14 protein-coding genes are annotated in these 17,361 nt (G+C 50.7%); 8 read left to right on the plus strand and 6 right to left on the minus strand.

Going from position 1 to position 17,361, the window contains the following annotated elements:
- Window positions 1-930: 930 nt before the first annotated feature.
- Window positions 931-1,269, minus strand: a complete 339-nt coding sequence (locus D9T21_RS12055) for a hypothetical protein (RefSeq protein ID WP_123325198.1) — start codon at window positions 1,267-1,269, stop codon at window positions 931-933.
- A gap of 318 nt (window positions 1,270-1,587) precedes the next feature.
- Here D9T21_RS12055 and D9T21_RS12060 point away from each other — a divergent pair, with 318 nt between their 5' ends.
- Entirely contained in the window at window positions 1,588-2,553 is a 966-nt protein-coding gene (locus D9T21_RS12060; protein ID WP_123325200.1) for an integron integrase, read from the plus strand.
- Window positions 2,554-2,579: 26 nt separating this feature from the next.
- On the opposite strand, the gene D9T21_RS12065 is transcribed toward D9T21_RS12060, so the two are convergent.
- Window positions 2,580-3,146, minus strand: a complete 567-nt coding sequence (locus tag D9T21_RS12065; RefSeq protein WP_123325284.1) for a phosphoribosyltransferase — start codon at window positions 3,144-3,146, stop codon at window positions 2,580-2,582.
- Between the two features lie 98 nt (window positions 3,147-3,244).
- Window positions 3,245-4,450: a lipoprotein-releasing ABC transporter permease subunit gene (locus D9T21_RS12070; protein ID WP_123325202.1), complete on the minus strand. Its 1,206-nt coding sequence runs from the start codon at window positions 4,448-4,450 to the stop codon at window positions 3,245-3,247.
- 163 nt (window positions 4,451-4,613) lie between these two features.
- On the opposite strand from D9T21_RS12070, the gene D9T21_RS12075 reads away from it, so the two are divergent.
- Genes D9T21_RS12075 through D9T21_RS12090 form a run of 4 tightly spaced genes read left to right on the plus strand, consistent with a single transcriptional unit; the run spans window position 4,614 to window position 10,729 of the window.
- Complete coding sequence (locus D9T21_RS12075) at window positions 4,614-5,207, plus strand: PilZ domain-containing protein (RefSeq protein ID WP_123325286.1); 594 nt, start codon at window positions 4,614-4,616, stop codon at window positions 5,205-5,207.
- 49 nt (window positions 5,208-5,256) lie between these two features.
- Window positions 5,257-8,757, plus strand: a complete 3,501-nt coding sequence (gene mfd / locus D9T21_RS12080; protein WP_123325204.1) for a transcription-repair coupling factor — start codon at window positions 5,257-5,259, stop codon at window positions 8,755-8,757.
- A complete protein-coding gene (locus D9T21_RS12085) occupies window positions 8,754-10,187 on the plus strand; it encodes a CsiV family protein (protein WP_123325206.1) in 1,434 nt (477 codons plus the stop codon). The genes mfd and D9T21_RS12085 overlap by 4 nt, the downstream gene beginning before the upstream one ends.
- 2 nt (window positions 10,188-10,189) lie before the next feature.
- Entirely contained in the window at window positions 10,190-10,729 is a 540-nt protein-coding gene (locus tag D9T21_RS12090; protein WP_123325208.1) for a cob(I)yrinic acid a,c-diamide adenosyltransferase, read from the plus strand.
- 4 nt (window positions 10,730-10,733) lie between these two features.
- On the opposite strand, the gene D9T21_RS12095 is transcribed toward D9T21_RS12090, so the two are convergent.
- Complete coding sequence (locus D9T21_RS12095) at window positions 10,734-12,104, minus strand: SLC13 family permease (RefSeq protein WP_123325210.1); 1,371 nt, start codon at window positions 12,102-12,104, stop codon at window positions 10,734-10,736.
- Complete coding sequence (gene nagZ / locus D9T21_RS12100; RefSeq protein ID WP_241155702.1) at window positions 12,094-13,089, minus strand: beta-N-acetylhexosaminidase; 996 nt, start codon at window positions 13,087-13,089, stop codon at window positions 12,094-12,096. Before nagZ ends, D9T21_RS12095 begins: the two co-directional genes overlap by 11 nt.
- 204 nt (window positions 13,090-13,293) lie before the next feature.
- On the opposite strand from nagZ, the gene D9T21_RS12105 reads away from it, so the two are divergent.
- Genes D9T21_RS12105 through D9T21_RS12115 form a run of 3 tightly spaced genes read left to right on the plus strand, consistent with a single transcriptional unit; the run spans window position 13,294 to window position 16,598 of the window.
- Window positions 13,294-15,582, plus strand: coding sequence for a penicillin acylase family protein (locus D9T21_RS12105; protein ID WP_123325290.1), 2,289 nt, complete (start codon window positions 13,294-13,296; stop codon window positions 15,580-15,582).
- Window positions 15,583-15,613: 31 nt separating this feature from the next.
- Complete coding sequence (gene ybaK / locus D9T21_RS12110) at window positions 15,614-16,081, plus strand: Cys-tRNA(Pro) deacylase (RefSeq protein WP_123325212.1); 468 nt, start codon at window positions 15,614-15,616, stop codon at window positions 16,079-16,081.
- A gap of 16 nt (window positions 16,082-16,097) precedes the next feature.
- On the plus strand, window positions 16,098-16,598 hold the full coding sequence (locus tag D9T21_RS12115) for a TFIIB-type zinc ribbon-containing protein (protein ID WP_123325213.1): 501 nt from the start codon (window positions 16,098-16,100) through the stop codon (window positions 16,596-16,598).
- 4 nt (window positions 16,599-16,602) lie between these two features.
- Here the strand turns inward: D9T21_RS12115 and D9T21_RS12120 are convergent, their stop codons facing one another.
- The gene (locus D9T21_RS12120; protein WP_123325215.1) at window positions 16,603-17,190 is read right to left on the minus strand and encodes a hypothetical protein; all 588 of its coding nucleotides are present in this window, start codon (window positions 17,188-17,190) and stop codon (window positions 16,603-16,605) included.
- Window positions 17,191-17,361 lie beyond the last annotated feature (171 nt).

A 17,361-nucleotide genomic window follows, 5' to 3' on the forward strand; every position in this document is an offset into this window, starting at 1 on the left:
CGTTATTAAGTGTAATGCTACCACTTAAAACAGTGTTCGGGTTTAGTCTGCCACTACATACTGCGAAGCAGAGCCCGCGTGTTTGTGTCCCCAAGATTTGATTGTTATGTTCGTTTATCTTACTGCCCACTGTTTCCAACCTGATGACGTAAATAACTCGTACATTGAGGGTAATTTTTTAGCTTCCAACGCTGGGGGAACTTGCCCCCATTTTGCCTTACAAAATGCTACGGCTTTTAGTCTATTTCTTCGAGCTAAAAACAAGCCTGGTGTTCTTACTGCTCGGCATTCTTCATTGCAGAGTTTTACAATGTGACTTCTAAACTTTCGGAACTCCAAAGAATTCCAATTTTGACTTCTATAGCGAAGTGATGATCGCTTCTTTTTCAAGAGCACAATAATAAAATTCTTCCTATAAGAACATAACACTTAAATATGGGGCACAAACAGGCAGGCTACAATGGCGAAGCCGCCTGCCTGTTTGTGTCCCAGCCCGCCTGCGGGCGTCATAATTTTTTGTTAGGTGACATGCTTAATACTACCTTGGATAAACATTACTAATACACCCAACAAAAAGTAAATAATTGGGAGCAAATCCCAGTGGCCGTAATTGCCATAATTTTTGTAACTACGGACCGATTGCCAAACTGACAATATAAATACCAATAAATAAGATGCTGCAATAACGACTACTTTAATGCTAGAAACTGTCGGATTATTAGTGAAGCCGGCCCCAAATGCGAGTGACATTAGGCTTATAAATAGGGTTAGAGGCAGCAGGATAATGCCGCCGATTAATAAACTAAAATTCCTTGTCAGCCATCTGTTCAATGTGGCACCTAACACCCTAATTTGGCGGCACAAACACGTGGGCTAAACTGCGAAGCAGAGCCCGCGTGTTTGTGTCCCCAACATTTGATTGTTATGCACTTACACCAAAGACCCATCAAGAGCAGCAAAGGCAATAGGTACACATCCAAGCAGCGTTATAACTGCCCCCCAAAATAATGAACGAATAGCATTTTTTAAACCGCGATATTCCAACCAAAGTTGAGTGATGATTAACAGCACTAAAGGCAGGCTAATTGAAAACATAATGGCAGCGACATATTTTTCTTGAACAGTAAGGGAAAACCTTTCCAATTCCAATATGTAGCTCAAATTGAAGTAAAAACTAACGCCCGTAAAAATGGCGCAAAACGATAGCATAAACGCCGCCTTTACCAGGCTTATTGTTGACTCGTTGTCTTCCGAATATATGTTTTCCATTTCATATCCTTATAAAACAATTGGGGTTTACTTGGTGCATAACAATTTAATAGATTTCAAAATGGTGTAAACATTTACACCATTTTGACTTTTATTTTTAAACCTTAAGATACGCTTTATTTTATCAAAATCAATTCTTTGCAGTGCACTGTTTTGGTTTGGCTTGCCTGTTAGGCGTGAAATACTCCAAAGTGGCTTCTTATTTAATAGAGGCCTATTTGAACTTAAAAGTGAGTCAGTAACGCTCCAAAATCCCATCCTCTGGTCAGTATTTCCTGGTTTCTTATCCTGCTAGTTTAGTCACTTTTGGAAGCCGCTATGCAATCGCCATTTTTATTAGCCATACAGGAGTTTATGATCGTTAAGCGTTACGCTAAAAGAACAATTCAAACCTATTTATATTGGATTGCTGACTATATTCGCCACCAGAATTATCAGCACCCCAAAAAAATGGGCGACCATGAAGTGCAGCAATATTTAACCTATTTATCAATTAAACGTAAGTTATCAGCTAGCAGTCAGACAAGTGCGTTAAATTCCCTGGCCTTCCTGTATAACAAATACCTCGGGCAACCACTTAGTGATGAATTGGAGTTTGTAAACAGCGGAAAGGCCCGAAAACTACCCGTGGTGCTTACTATTGCTGAAGTGCAAAAGTTGCTCAGCCATATTCCAGAACCCCAGTGGTTACCGGTTTCCTTACTTTATGGCAGCGGATTACGTTTAATGGAGTGCGTTTGGCTTCGCGTGAAAGATATTGATTTTGACTATAAATGTATTCGTATCTGGTTTGGCAAAGGCGCAAAACATCGGGTTGTCACCCTGTCCGATACGCTTGTTACTCCGCTTAAACTCCAATGCGAAAAAGTAGCCCTGCAACTTAAAAGAGATCTTCAGAACCCTGAGTTTAAAGGCGTATGGATGCCTAATCTGTTGGATAAGAAATTCAAATCAGCCAATACATCATTAGAATGGCAGTACCTCTTCCCGGCACGCAAATTAAGCACGGATCCCGAAACCAAACTTACTCGCCGTCATCATATTGATGAAAAGCAAATTCAGCGTGTTGTACGCCATACCGCCCACGATATAGGCTTGGAAAAAGCCGTAACACCGCATACGCTACGCCATTCATTTGCAACACATTTACTATTAAAAGGGGCTGATATTAGAACAGTGCAAGACCAACTGGGCCATGCCGATGTGAAAACCACCCAAATCTATACGCATATATTACAACGAGGCGGAAACGCGGTGATTAGCCCGCTCGAGCTACTGAAGTAAAAAGCGGGCCTTTCCTGCTAAATTAATTAGTCTTTATCGTAAAGAATATCCATAACATCGGCCAGTTCGGTTTTACCGGCGCGCACTTCTTCTTCACTCATATCGGCAATTTCATGGGGGAACACTAACCAATCGTCACTTTCGTTTACGTAATAGTCAGGCACGATATCGGTTTTATTGTTCTGCGGCTTATAATACGGGCAGGCAATACGGATATCTTTTGGCATGTTCAGGCGCATCAGCTTTTTAATTTGCTTAATTAATGCGTCTACGCTGCGGCCCGAGTCGAACACATCATCCACAATCAGCAGTGCGTCTTCGGCATTGGCATTTTCAATCAGGTAATGCAGGCCATGCACGCGAATCTCTTTGCTTTGCTTATTAATGCCGTAATACGAAGAGGTTCTTACCGCTATATGGTCGGTGGGAAATTTTTTAAATTCAAAAAACTCCTGTACCGCAATACCAATTGGCGCGCCGCCCCGCCAGATCCCAACAATAAATTGCGGACGAAAGCCGTCCTTATACACTTTGGAGGCAAGTCGAAATGAATCCTGAAGCAGATCCGCCGACGTAATAAAGACTTTATTCATAGAATCGGTAACCGAGCGAAAGAAAAGAAAAAGATTATAGAAAATTTTATGCCACAATGCACGGCAAAACCCAAAAACCTGACCATTTAATCAAGTTTTTACGATTCCTGCTGTAAAACCTTAGCCGGTTGTACTTTCATGGCCCGTTGCGCGGGATAACAGCTCGCCAGCAGGCATAATCCTAAGGAAAACAGGGTTACCCAAACCACCTGATGCCATTGCATATCAATGGGTAAGCCTGGCCCATCGGCAGATAACGCCAGATATATTCCCAGCAGTTCCAGAATATCGTTAATATACACAACCGCTAAAATGCCCAGCACAGCACCAATCAATGCGCCTTTAAGGCCGTTAAAGATGCCGTTGAGCATAAATATGGCGCGCACTGTGGCTACCGTCATGCCCTGGGAGAGTAAAATAGCGATGTCACCACTTTTTTCCGACACCACCATCACCAGGGCCGACACAATATTAAATGCCGCCACCGCAATAATCAGCAGCAGCATTAAAAACATCATGTTCTTTTCCATTTTTACCGCATCGAACAACGGCCCCTGGCGCGAACGCCAGTTACTTGTTGAATAACCCGCCTGTTCAAGCTCAGCCACCACACCCTGATAATTAAACGCATTGTTTAAAAACAGCCGCACATCCGCCGGGCTGTCTTTAGGTTTACGCAGTAACCGGGTTAAATCGTCCAGCCGTAAATAAATCACTTTGTCGTCAAGCTGTGAGCCCAGGTTAAATAATGCGGCAATGGTTACCAAACGCTGGCTCGGCATGCGGCCAAAGGGCGTATAAACACTGGCACCGGCAGCCATTACCCGTATTTGGTCGCCCACATTCACGCTCAGTTCCTGCGCCAGTGCGCGGCTGATGATAGCGCCAAACTTAATTTCTTCAAGGCGCTCAAAATTACCTTCCAGCATGTAGTCGCTCACAATGCTGTGTTTAGCCATTATTGCCGGGTCCACGCCTTGCAACTGCACGCCGCGCAAAGCCTGGCGGGATTGCACCAGGCCTTCTGCTTCCCTGAAGGGGCTCGCGGCACGCACTTCCGTTAAGGGCAGTTGCAGCACGTCATCAACACTGGCGTTATGCGCTACTACCTGTGGCACAATGCCTAAAATCCGCTGGCGTAGCTGGGCTTCAAAACCGTTCATTACCGAAAGCACAATAATCAGCGACATAAGCCCCAGGGCAATCCCGGCTACCGAGAAGCGGTTAATAAAGGCTACAAAGCTGTTGTGTTTGCCTGCGGTGGAGTAACGCAGTGCAATATAGGCGGAAAGCGGATAGGCCATGAAATTTCACCTGTACCTGGGCAGTGGGGGCTTGGTATTCATCTTTCCCTGCACTACTCTTAATCAATACGGTACGTTGTACGTTTTAATGATAAACAAAGACTTAAGCTCGGTGCATAATACGTGTAAGCTACCCTGCACACAAGTCAGCCTGGAGAGTATTGTGGAATCGTTAACCCTGGCAGAAAAACAAGCTCAGTTTAATGAGTTTTTCTTAATCAGCCACGCTATTAAGGTCAATATGCGTCAGCTCGACGAGCACTTTGCCCTGCCAGACAACGAACAACTCGAAGACCACATGCCTTATGCCTTTCGTATTGCCAGCGAGATGGCCTCTATCGAATCCCAGGCGCTGCGCCCGTTGCGTAACCTTAGCGATCACGCATCCGAACTGGTTAACTACCTTAATCATCAGTCACGCAAAATCGATTTGATGATGTCCTACATTTTACACCAACAGGACGATCCGGATTACCGCTTTGAAAGTATCAGGTTCGGCGGCGGTGGCGTGATCATTGAGCACCCCACCCCATTGGATGTAGGCACTCAGGCAGAACTTAAACTGTTCGTCTCCGAAGAAGCCGCGGCCATTTTCTGCTACGGCGAAGTTATTACTTGCCAGCAGGAATCGGACGGCTACCATATAGCCTTCATTTTTACCCGGATCCGCGAACAGGATCAGGAACTGTTAGTCAGAGCCAGTTTGCATTTACAAACGCAGCAGCTTCGCAAGCGCAGCCAGAATAAAAACGCTTAATCTGCAAGCCATAAATAAAAACGCTCAAAAAAAGAATCGTTAAGGAATCATGACAACCACGCTTAATTCTTTGCCACTGCCCAAAACCAAGTCGTCAGCCGGTTTTCAGGACCAACAGCAATGGGGGCAGTTGCAAGGCAGTAGCCGCGCGCTCGCCGTTGCCCAGGCCAGTCAGCAGGCTGGTCGCCCTATCGTGCTGGTTACCGCAGATACGCCTTCGGCGCTCAAACTCGAAAAAGAAATCCGCTATTTTCAGGGCAGTCAGCACAGTGTTCCGGTTACCCTGTTTCCCGACTGGGAAACCCTGCCTTACGATACGTTCTCGCCGCACCAGGATATTATTTCCCAGCGTCTGGAAACCCTGTTCCGGTTAACTCAGGAACCCAGCGGCATTTTTATTGTGCCCATCAATACTCTGATGCAGCGTTTGGCCCCGGTGGAATACATTGGTCAGCATTTATTGCTGTTAAAGCGTGGCCAGCAACTGGATCGCGACCAGTTCCGCCGCCAGTTAGAGCAAGCCGGTTATCTGCATGTCAGCCAGGTAATGAGTCACAGTGAGTTTTCTATTCGCGGCAGTATTATCGACCTTTACCCCATGGGCTCTAAAGATCCCTACCGCATCGATTTGTTCGATGACGAGGTCGACAGTATTCGCCTGTTCGATCCCGACACCCAGCGTTCCAGCAATGCGGTGGAAGAGATCCGCATGTTACCGGCCCGGGAATTCCCCACCGATAAAGCCGCGCTCAACCTGTTTCGTCAGCAGTTTTTAGAGCGCTTCGACGCCAGTAACAGCGCCGAGTCGGTGTTTAATCAAATTACCCGTGGCACCATGCCAAGCGGTGTGGAGTATTATCTGCCGCTGTTTTTTGAAAAAACCGCCACACTGTTTGATTACTTTCATCCCGACACCCTTATTATGTTACATGGCGATGTCAGTGATGCCTGCGAATTCTTCTGGGCGGATCTGAATGAGCGCTACGAACAGTACCGCTACAATAAACACCGCCCGTTGCTGGCGCCCATGGAGCTGTTTTTACCGGTAAACGAATTATTCGCCGGCCTCAAACAATGGCCGCGGGTCGCACTGGCTTCGCAGCCACTCGACGAGGCAGCCGGCAAACACAACCTGCATTGCGAAAAGCTCGATGATATCGCGTTAAATCCGCAAAAGAAGCAGCCTGCTCAGGCCTTATTAACTGCCTTATCCGAGGCCAGCGAGCGCGGTGCAAAAGTGCTGTTTTGTGCCGAATCACAGGGCCGCCGGGAAAACCTGCTCGGCATTTTAAGTAAGTACCAAATTAAGCCCGTAGAGTTTGCCCACTTCGACGATTTTCTTACCAGTCACGAAACGGTCGGCATTTCCATTGGCATGGTAGAACACAGTTTCCGCTGGAACAATCCCGACGGTGAGCTGCTGTTTATTACCGAAACTCAGCTGCTCGGCCATAAAATCAGTCAGCGGCGTTTGCGAACCGCGCAAAAGCCTACCGACGAAAACGCCATTATTCGCAATCTGGCGGAACTCTCTGTAGGCCAGCCGGTGGTGCATCTCGACCATGGCGTTGGCCGCTATATTGGCCTGCAAACCCTGGATGCCGGTGGCGTTACTACCGAATTTTTAACCATTGAGTACGCCAAACAGGCCAAGTTATATGTACCGGTGGCCTCGCTGCACTTAATTTCTCGCTACAGTGGCGGTGAGCAGGATTCAGCGCCGCTGCATAGCCTGGGCTCCGATGCCTGGGAAAAAGCCAAGAAGAGAGCGGCCGAGCGCGTGCGCGACGTGGCCGCAGAGCTCCTCGATGTGTACGCCAAGCGCGCTGCCAAACCGGGCTTTGCCTACCCCATTACCTGGGAAGAATATCAATCCTTTGCCGACAGCTTTCCGTTTGAAGAAACCGCCGATCAGATGCAGGCCATCAACGCGGTTATTCAGGACATGGGTAGCCCACAGGCAATGGACCGCCTGGTGTGCGGTGACGTGGGCTTTGGTAAAACCGAAGTGGCTATGCGCGCCGCTTTCTTAGCCGCTAATCAGGGTAAACAGGTGGCCATTTTAGTACCCACTACCCTGCTGGCGCAGCAACATTTCGAAAACTTTAAAGACCGCTTTGCCAACTGGCCGTTCCGCATTGAGGTGGTCTCCCGCTTTGTTAGCGGTAAAGCCACCAAATCGGTGATGGACGGCATCGAAAACGGCACTGTGGATATTGTGGTGGGTACCCATAAACTGCTCAGCGACACTATCCAGTTTAACGATTTGGGCCTTGTCATCATCGACGAAGAACACCGCTTTGGCGTGCGCCAGAAAGAGAAGTTTAAAGCCCTGCGCGCCGATGTGGACATTCTTACCCTTACCGCTACGCCCATTCCACGTACGCTGAATATGGCCATGTCGGGGATGCGTGATTTATCGATTATCGCCACTGCGCCAGCCAAGCGTCTGGCCATCAAAACTTTTGTGCAACAGCGCGATAAAGCGGTTATACGCGAAGCCATCATGCGTGAAATTCTGCGCGGCGGACAGGTGTATTTCCTGCACAACGAGGTAGAAAGCATTGCCCGCACCGCCGAGGAAATCGCCGAAATAGTGCCGGAAGCCCGCATTGCCGTAGGCCACGGTCAGATGCGTGAGCGTGAACTTGAGTCGGTAATGAGTGACTTTTATCATCAGCGTTTCAATGTGTTGGTGTGTACCACCATTATCGAAACCGGTATCGACGTGCCCACCGCCAACACCATAATCATGGACCGTGCCGACCATCTTGGTCTGGCGCAGTTGCACCAGTTGCGTGGCCGGGTTGGCCGTTCTCACCATCAGGCCTATGCCTATTTGTTAACCCCGCATCCTAAGCGCATGACCCGCGATGCCGCCAAGCGTCTGGAAGCCATTGCCAGTCTGGAAGACTTAGGCGCAGGCTTTGCCCTGGCTACTCACGATCTGGAAATTCGTGGTGCCGGTGAGTTACTCGGCGAAGACCAGTCCGGCCAAATCGCCAGTGTGGGTTACTCACTTTACATGGATATGCTGGAACAAGCGGTCGATGCCCTTAAGGCCGGTAAAGAGCCGTCACTCAGCGATGCTAACCGCCTGCATACCGAAATCGAATTGCGCATCCCGGCGCTGTTGCCGGAAGATTACATTGCCGATGTGAATACCCGGTTGTCCCTGTACAAGCAACTGGCCAGCTGCAAAAACAGCGACGATATCGAGGCCTTCCAGATTGAATGTATCGATCGTTTTGGCCTGCTGCCGGATGCCGCGAAAAACCTTATTGCGGTGGCCGAGCTTAAACTCAAAGCCCGCCGCGTAGGTATTCATAAGGTCGAAATGACCGCTACTGGTGGTACCATCGAATTTAACGAAGACACGCCGGTAGACCCCGGTTTTATTATCCAACTGGTACAAACCCGCAATAAAATGTTTAAGTTCGAAGGCAGTCAAAAACTGCGGATCGTGAAGAAAACCGAGACAGCCCGCGAACGATTAGCTATGGTGGACGGGCTTATAGAAGAATTTGCCAGGGAGATCAGCCAGGCATGAGGCGTATAATTGGTAGCCTGCTCGCACTCAGTTGTATAACCGCTTACCCGGTACACGCTAACGACGAAGACAAATGGTGGTTCGACATCGAGGTAATGCTGTTCGCCCGCGATACCGCGGTGAGCGATCTGGCCGAACGGTTTGAACGTCAACAGGTATTAAATACACCCAACACCGACTGGGATTTACTCACTGAGTATTACCAGCCAGACATTACCATGGTGTACAACTCATTACCGGTCTGCAACGCCCCCACATCACCACTGTGGGCAGAGGCGCCCTCACAGGAAGAAATCCTGCGCGATTATTATATCGAGCCGGAGCCGGTAGAACCTGCATTAGATGACCAGGCCGGGCTTGTTGAAAATGGCAACACGCCGGAGTCTGAGCCGGGCAATCAGGAGAGCGAGCTATTCAGTGATGAAAACAGCGCAGTCACTGATAACAATCAGGCTTTGCTGGCTGATGAAACCACTCAGGGCATAGAAGTTTCAGAGAATACCTTTGTTCAACCAGAGCCTGAAATTATCCCCCCTGCGCCTGATGCCATTGCGGCCTACTGGTTGTCATTTAACTTAAATGAAGAACAGCTCACGCCGGTAAGCGTAAAACGCCGCCCGCTCAATTGTGTAACGCCCCCAGAGCCCAATTTAAAACCGCAAAGCTGGCAGTGGCAGAAACCGGATCTCTACGTGCCACCGCGTCAGCAAACGCCGCTTTATGTGCACGGAGCCAATTTTAAACGGGCTAACGGCCCGCACCTGCTGCCCACTAATCAGCTCTCACAGGATGATATCTACACCAGCATTCGCTGGCGCAAAGGTATCGAGCGACTGGCTCACTTTAGCTGGCGTCAGCAGGTTAAATTTGGTCAGGATAAAGCCGAAACCCTGCGTTTGTTTGCCGGCCAGAATTTTGCTCAGCAGTTTACTCAAAATGGCGATCTGCGCCCGCAACAATTGCCGTCCGGTGAAGATCCATTGGCAGAACAAAACGCCGAGCTGGCCGAACCGGCAGATAGCTTTTTTACCGAGCTGAATCAGCGCCTTAATAACCCGCAGCCAATCAGTTTTGCCGGTATGACAGCACCACCGGAAACCAACGATGACGGCGATACTCAGTCAGATGTGAAGCGTTTATCCCCTATCTGGGAGCTTGACGGCTTTATTCAGATATACCTTAAATACATCAACCGGGTGCCCTACCTGCACATTAACAGCGAGCTGTTTTATCGACAGCCAGTGCTTTCGGCCACTAGCCTGCCCGGCGCTGCGCCGGCCTACGAGCTGGTGTCTATTCCGTTTTCCCAGCAGCGCCGCGTGATCAGTACACAACTGCATTATTTTGACCATCCGCTGTTTGGCATGCTGGTACAAATACGCCGTTACGATCGCCCCGCAGCGCCGCAACCCGCCGAGGAACAAGACTAATCATGAAAATCTATACCAAAACCGGCGATCAGGGTGAAACCCAGCTTTACGTCAACAAGCCACAAAAAGTGGCCAAAGACGACGCTATTATCGAATGTTACGGCAGTCTTGACGAACTCAATGCACAAATTGGCCTGTTAAGTGCTCGCCTGCAGGCAGATGAACTGGGCAGCGACAGCGACTTAGCCATGCTGGCAGCCATTCAGAATGCCCTGTTCAGCGTTGGCTTTGCGGTATCGGCCAGCTCTACCCTGGCCCCGGATGCGGTAGTGGATTTAGAATCCCATATTGATGTGATGCAAGCCGACCTACCGCCGCAAACCAGCTTTATTTTACCCGGTGGCTGTGTGGCTGCTGCGCAGGCTCATGTTTGTCGTACCGTGTGCCGCCGTGCCGAGCGACGCATGATCAGCATGGCCAAACACACCGAAGTCTCAGAACTCGCCCAGCAATACGTTAATCGCTTATCCGACTGGCTGTATGTGTTTGCCCGGTATCTCAACGCCAGAGCCGGCGTGGCAGATGTGCCGGTTAGCCGCTAGGCGTTTATAACCGGGTTACAACCACCACACCAGTAATAACCAGCCCCACCAGAATATTCAGCATGGTGCCCTCGCGCACCATGGTCTGAATGGGGATCCGGCCGCTGCCATATACAATGGCATTGGGCGCTGTAGCTACCGGCATCATAAAGGCGCAGCTGGCGCTAATAGCGGCAGGCATCATCAGCACAATAGGATCCACGCCAATCGCGGCCGACGCACTGGCCAGAATTGGCATAAGCAGGGTCGCGGTAGCGGTATTAGAAGTAATTTCGGTAACAAAACTCACTGCCAGGCACAATACCAGCAAAGTCAGCACAATGGGCAGAGCAGACAGTCCGGTAAGTGCTTCACCAAGTAATAAACTTAAGCCCGAAGCGGTAAACGCCTTGGCCATGCAAATACCGCCCGCAAACAGCAGTAACATGCCCCACGGGATCGCCTCAGCGGTTTTCCAGTCGAGCAGTTGATCGGGCTTTTCTTTATCGCCGTTGGGTACCAGAAACATCAGCACCACACCGGCAATGGCAATAGTGCTGTCACTCACCAGCGTCATACCCGTCCATACCGACCAGTAAGGGCGGAATATCCAGGCCAGCGCCACAATGCCAAACACGATCAGCACCCGCTTTTCCGCCGGGCGCCAGTCACCGGCCTTTGGTAAATCACAATCCGGCATATCACTTAATTTGCGGGTCAGCCAGAACGCCATTATCGGAATCGCGATCAGTACTATGGGTACACCGGTCATCATCCAGTTAATAAAACTGAGCTCCGTGCCGGTGGTTTGCTGATACACACTCATAAAAATAATATTCGGCGGTGTGCCGATGGGCGTGCCCACCCCGCCCAAACTCGCTGAGTATGCAATGCCGAGTAACAAGGCAGCAGCCAGTTTTGGCGAGTTCATCGAAGTGATAATGGCCATAGCAATAGGCAGTAACATTAAAGTGGTAGCGGTATTGGATATCCACATGCTCAGCACTGCCGAGGTGAGCATAAAGCCCAGCACCAGCCGTCTGGCACTGGACGCTCCGCATAAGCGCAGCATGTATACCGCAATGCGGCGGTGCACACCCGACTTCTCCAGCGCTTTGGAGAGCATAAACGCACCCATCAGCAGCAGGATCACGTGGCTACCCAGTGCTGATGCCGCTTCTTTATAATCAATTACGCCCGCCATAGGAAAGGCCACAAACGGGATAAGCGAGGTCACCGGAATAGGCAGTGCCTCAGTCACCCACAAGATGGCAATTAATAGTGTTAGCGCGGCCGTCAGACTGAGTGCCTGGTCTAAACCGTTCGCGGCCAGCACGCCCCATAACAATGCACTGACCACAACGCTGAATACGATGACTTTATTTTTAACTTTCATAGCGTTGCCACACCTCACAGGCTTGCTGGTAGGTTTGTTCTGCCGTTGCTGAGAGCTGCCAGCCACTAAGCCGGCTCAGGCGATGAGAAGGTTCAAGCGTGTTCGGCAGGCCGTTTAAAATGGCCAGCGCACCGGCCGTATTGTTACACGCCAGCACCATATCACAGCCGGCAGCCAGTGCCTGCTCGGCGCGCTCGGGGTATGTACCGGCCACAGCTGCGCCTTCCATAGATAAATCATCGGAAAAAATCACCCCGTCAAAGCCGAGCTTGTCACGCAAAATGGTTTGTAACCAGTAAGGCGAAAACCCGGCGGGCTTATCGTCGATGGCCGCAAATCGCACGTGAGCTGGCATGATGGCATCAATTTTTTGCCGGGCGATGAGGTCTGCAAACGGCACCAAATCCTGCTGCTTGATGGTTTGCCAGTCCCGTTCATCCACCGGGGTATCAATGTGTGAGTCAGCCACCACGCTGCCATGGCCGGGAAAGTGTTTGCCGGTAGAGGGCATGCCTATGGCGTGCATGCCGTCTATTAGGCACCCGGCCAGACGGCTCACTACCCCAGGGTGTGGCGAGAAACCGCGATCGCCAATAACATTGGACACACCGTTAATGTCCAGCACCGGTGCAAAACTAATATCAATATCCAGCTGTTTAAGCTCGTAACCCATAATCACACCGCAGGCATAACTTAACGCGTCGGCGTCATTATCATTATCGGTTAGCTGCAGTATCTGCCCCATGGCGGGTAGCCGGGTAAATCCGGGGCGAAAACGCTGTACCCGGCCGCCTTCATGATCCACAGCGATGATCAGCGGTTTGCCTGCCGCCTCACGAATATCCTGAACCAACGCCCTGAGTTGATCTACCGACTCGTAATTGCGCGTAAACAGGATCACACCACCGGTAAGCGGGTGCGCTAGCATGTCGCGTTCATCTTGCTGTAAACTGAGGCTGCGACAATCGATCATTACTGGTCCCATGCTGACTCCTGGACTCCAATGCATTGTTTTACAATGCTAAACTGCTTAGGACGTGGCGACAAACAAAAGTTAAGCTTCACTAGCGCAATAGCGCTGCCACCCGCTTAAGACGCTGGCAGAGAAAATCGTGAAGCGGTGGTGAGCTACACCATCAAACTGCCGCCGAAAGGCTTTAAGCATAAGAAAAAACAGGGAGTATTACACGTGTTAAATTGGTTAAAACGGATCGTACTGGCGGCAATTGGCCTGCTGATCATTGCGGTGATGGCGGTTTACTTTACCCTGCGTCAGTCACTACCGGCCTTAGACGGCGATCGCATTGTCAGTCAGGTTCAGCAACCCGCTACTTTATCGCGCGACGATCTCGGCCAGGCAATTATTCAGGCCGATTCACGCAAGGAAGCCATGTATTTACTTGGCTTTGCTCACGGCCAGGACCGTTTCTTCCAGATGGATCTGCAACGTCGGGTTGCCGCCGGTGAGCTGTCTGAGTGGCTGGGTAGCATGGCCCTCGATGTCGATAAAACCGGTCGTTTTCACGAATTCCGTCGCCGCGCCAACACCATCTATGCGCAGCTGCCCCAGGCACAAAAAGACATTCTGCTTGCTTATACCGAAGGGGTTAATCAGGCCGTCGAAGAACAATCTGCCCGTCCCTTCGAATATATTCTGACTAATTTTGAGCAGGCCCCCTGGTCACCTGAAGACAGTATTCTGGTGATCCTCAGCATGTACCTCGATTTACAAAGTGGTAATGTTAATCGCGATCTTACCCTGACCGAAATTAAGCATCAGTTTGGCCAGCCCATGGTCGACTTTATTTTGCAGCCGAGCCAGTATCAGGCTGCTCTGGATAACAGCCAGCTCACCGGCGATGTGGAAACTCCATTGCTCAAAGCGCGCCCGGCTGCAGTGAGCAACAACACGGCCGAAATGGCCTTTCGCACCGAAATTGGCAGTAACAACTGGATTGTGGGCGGCGCACTCACCGAAAGCGGCGACGCGCTGCTGGCCAGTGACATGCATTTAGGCATGCGCGTACCGATTATCTGGTATCGCGCCCAACTCAATTATGCGGTGGACCAGTACGACGTGTCGCTGACCGGGGTTACCTTACCCGGCGTACCCGGCGTCATTGCCGGCACCAATGGTCATATCGCCTGGGGCTTCACCAATGCCTATGTGGATACCGCCGACTGGGTGCTGATTGACCGCAGCGAAGTGACAGCCGTGGAAGAAACCATCAACGTAAAAGGTGAGCCGGAGACTTATAAGCGGCTCACCAGCCAGTACGGCCCGGTTCGCCAGTTAGGTACGCGCTTTTACGCCTTAAAATGGACCGCCCAGGAACCCTACGCGGTTAATCTCATGCTTAACCAGCTAGACACCAAACTGTCGGTACTGGAAGCCATTCCGGTGGTCAGAAAGCTCGGCATCCCGGTGCAGAACATTGCCCTTGGTGACACTGCCGGTAACATTGCCTGGATGCCAGCTGGCGCAGTCCCGGCCCGTAAAGTGCCGCATAATACGGCCATTACACCTGAGCAGCTGGACGGTTTATGGAACGTCGATGAAATGGACCTGCCAGTAGTAATGAATCCATCATCACATCGCATCTGGACCGCCAACTCGCGAGTTATTGGCACTGACGACCTCGACCGCTTTGGCGATGGTGGCTATGCCCTTGGCGCACGAGCTCAACAGATCCGCGACCGCCTGTTCGATTACGAACAATTTGACGAACAACGTTTCTACCAGATCCAGCTCGATAATGAAGCGCGCTTTCTGCAGCCCTGGCATGCCCTGCTCCGTCAGTTATTAAAGCGCAATTCCGGCTACTTTGCCGCCGATATCGAAGCGCTGGATAACTGGCAAAACTGTGCCTGCGCCGAGTCGGTAGGCTACACCCTGGTGAAGCACTTTCGTCGTCAGGTAATTAACACCACATTTGCGCCCCTTAGCGAAGCCCTTAAACCCAAGCATCTGAGCCTGCGGTTTGTATCCAGTAACCTCGAACCGGCTATCTGGCAGCTTATTCGCAGTGAAAACACCCAGTGGTTGCCAGAGGGCCAGAACGACTGGCAAAGCTATATGCTGAGCCAGTATGAGCAGGCGCGGCAACAGTTGCAGGATAAACACGGCGCGTCAAAGGATTTATCGACCCTGGCCTGGGGTAAGGTCAATAAGCAAGCCATTACCCATCCTTTTGCCGGACAGATCCCGGTGTTCGGCAAGGCGTTAAACATGCCGGAAATTCCCGGCTATGGCGATACTTTCATGCCGGCGGTTCAGGCCCGTAGCTTCGGTGCTTCCCAGCGCTTGTTTGTGCGCCCCGGCCAGCTCGATAAAGCGGTATTAACCATTCCGGGTGGGCAGTCCGGTCATCCGCTCTCGGCATTTTATAAAGCCGGTTTCGATGACTATGCTAAGCATCGCATGACCCCACTATTGCCAGGTAAGCCTTTGCATACGCTCACTTTTATGCCAGAGTAAACGACTAACCGGTAATTTGAGAAAGGCCACAATGACCCCTGCAATAAAACTGCTCGAGCGCGGTAAACATGCTCACCAGGTGCTCAGGTATGAGCATGATAAACAGGCCGAGTCCTTCGGCCTGGAAGCGGTTGAAAAACTCGCCCTGGAGGCGCCCACCGTGTTTAAAACCCTGGTGGCCGAACTGGACTCGGGGAAACTCGTGGTCGCTATTGTACCGGTCACCCATCAGTTAAACCTCAAACAACTGGCTAAAGCGGCCGGAGCCAAAAAAGCACAAATGGCGCCACCGGCCAAAGTAGAAAGCACTACCGGTTACGTGCTTGGCGGTGTCAGTCCGTTGGGCCAGAAGAAAGCCTTACCCACGTTTATCGACCAAAGCGCAACTCAGTTCGAACTGATTTACTGCAGTGCCGGTAAACGCGGGCTGGAAATCGAACTCGCCCCGCAATTACTTGCCAGTCTGACCCGCGCCACCTTTGCGCCGCTCGCCGCATAGTTTAGAAAGTCTTTCTATGAAGTGCCCGCGAACGCAAAGTGAACTCACCCGCATCAACGTGGGTAAAGTGCCAGTATTTGTGAGCGAAGCCTGTGGCGGTGTGTTTTTAGCAAACCAGACGCTGGCGCTATTTGAGTCTCCACAGGAAGAGCGCGGCCACGCGCTGGAAAAGCACCTGCGCCAGTTTCATCATGCCCTGCCCGCACTGGATGAGCGGGTTAATTGCCCTGCTTGCGATGACACAGTAATGCTTCGTCGTTTTTACAGCCCACTGCATGTGGTGGAAATTGATGAATGCCCGGGCTGCGGTGGTATATGGCTGGACAGCGGCGAATTATCCCAATTACAACAGTTAATGCTTAACCCTAAAGAGCGAGCCCTGTTACGCCAGCAATTAATGAGTGAACACCGTCCTGAAAACATTGAGGGGATGGCGCATTTGCGGGACAGATGGATAAAGCGCAGTGACAAAATAGATAAACTCTTTGAACTGGCCGACTACCTGGCCCGCTGGTAGTAATTTACTCGACTTCAGATACAGATGCGTCAGCTGACTGGCGAAAACGTTCCTGCCACATTGCCTTGGCCTGTTTAGTATCTGCTTCGCCGGGAGTTTCTGTGTCGCTAAGCTCACGCGCAATATCCATAATGATGGCATCACGGGCGGCAATCAGCCGATCGGCCTCCGCAAATAAATCACGGGCCTCGGGGTATTTGGTTTTTAAGGCATCAATGCCCTTCAGCTGATAATAATGCTGTTCAAAAGCCTCGTTAAATAAAGCCCGTTTAGCATGAAAGACCAGGTACTCACGGCCCTTCTCTGAACTGATAAAAGTAATATCACTGTCGGTCAGCTCGGCGGCTTTGGCCACCTCTACGGCTTTTTGTTGCCATTGCTCAATGGCCGCCTGGTCGTCATTTTTTACCGCAGTAGCCATGCCTGCTACCAGATCACTGGCATGCAGAATTTGCTGCCGAAACGCCATTGACGCCAGCTCTGCCTCATCATACTCCGGCATGACGGGATCATCAGACCCATTAAACTGCCAGAAAGCGACCACGGCCAGCAGGATTAAGCCAATAACTACGACGATTTTCTTTGAAAACATAACAACCTGTACAACATATTGGAAAGAAATTGAGAAAGGATAGTTTACTACGCCTGAGCACAAAACGCATTGCGCGACTGTACCGCTCTATGTACCGATGGCTCGGTTAACAGCAATAGTGGTGATAAAAATAACGAGCCGGAAGGTACCGGCCCGCATTTTTGATACGAG

The organism is Marisediminitalea oceani, from assembly GCF_003731635.1.
Taxonomy (GTDB): Bacteria; Pseudomonadota; Gammaproteobacteria; order Enterobacterales; family Alteromonadaceae; genus Alteromonas; species Alteromonas oceani.

Excerpts from the sequence above, each read along its gene's own strand:
- D9T21_RS12055 (WP_123325198.1), bottom strand. The coding sequence starts at position 1,269 with ATGGAAAACATATATTCGGAAGACAACGAGTCAACAATAAGCCTGGTA.
- D9T21_RS12060 (WP_123325200.1), top strand. The coding sequence starts at position 1,588 with ATGCAATCGCCATTTTTATTAGCCATACAGGAGTTTATGATCGTTAAG.
- D9T21_RS12065 (WP_123325284.1), bottom strand. The coding sequence starts at position 3,146 with ATGAATAAAGTCTTTATTACGTCGGCGGATCTGCTTCAGGATTCATTT.
- D9T21_RS12070 (WP_123325202.1), bottom strand. The coding sequence starts at position 4,450 with ATGGCCTATCCGCTTTCCGCCTATATTGCACTGCGTTACTCCACCGCA.
- mfd (WP_123325204.1), top strand. The coding sequence starts at position 5,257 with ATGACAACCACGCTTAATTCTTTGCCACTGCCCAAAACCAAGTCGTCA.
- D9T21_RS12085 (WP_123325206.1), top strand. The coding sequence starts at position 8,754 with ATGAGGCGTATAATTGGTAGCCTGCTCGCACTCAGTTGTATAACCGCT.
- D9T21_RS12090 (WP_123325208.1), top strand. The coding sequence starts at position 10,190 with ATGAAAATCTATACCAAAACCGGCGATCAGGGTGAAACCCAGCTTTAC.
- D9T21_RS12095 (WP_123325210.1), bottom strand. The coding sequence starts at position 12,104 with ATGAAAGTTAAAAATAAAGTCATCGTATTCAGCGTTGTGGTCAGTGCA.
- nagZ (WP_241155702.1), bottom strand. The coding sequence starts at position 13,089 with ATGGGACCAGTAATGATCGATTGTCGCAGCCTCAGTTTACAGCAAGAT.
- ybaK (WP_123325212.1), top strand. The coding sequence starts at position 15,614 with ATGACCCCTGCAATAAAACTGCTCGAGCGCGGTAAACATGCTCACCAG.
- D9T21_RS12115 (WP_123325213.1), top strand. The coding sequence starts at position 16,098 with ATGAAGTGCCCGCGAACGCAAAGTGAACTCACCCGCATCAACGTGGGT.
- D9T21_RS12120 (WP_123325215.1), bottom strand. The coding sequence starts at position 17,190 with ATGTTTTCAAAGAAAATCGTCGTAGTTATTGGCTTAATCCTGCTGGCC.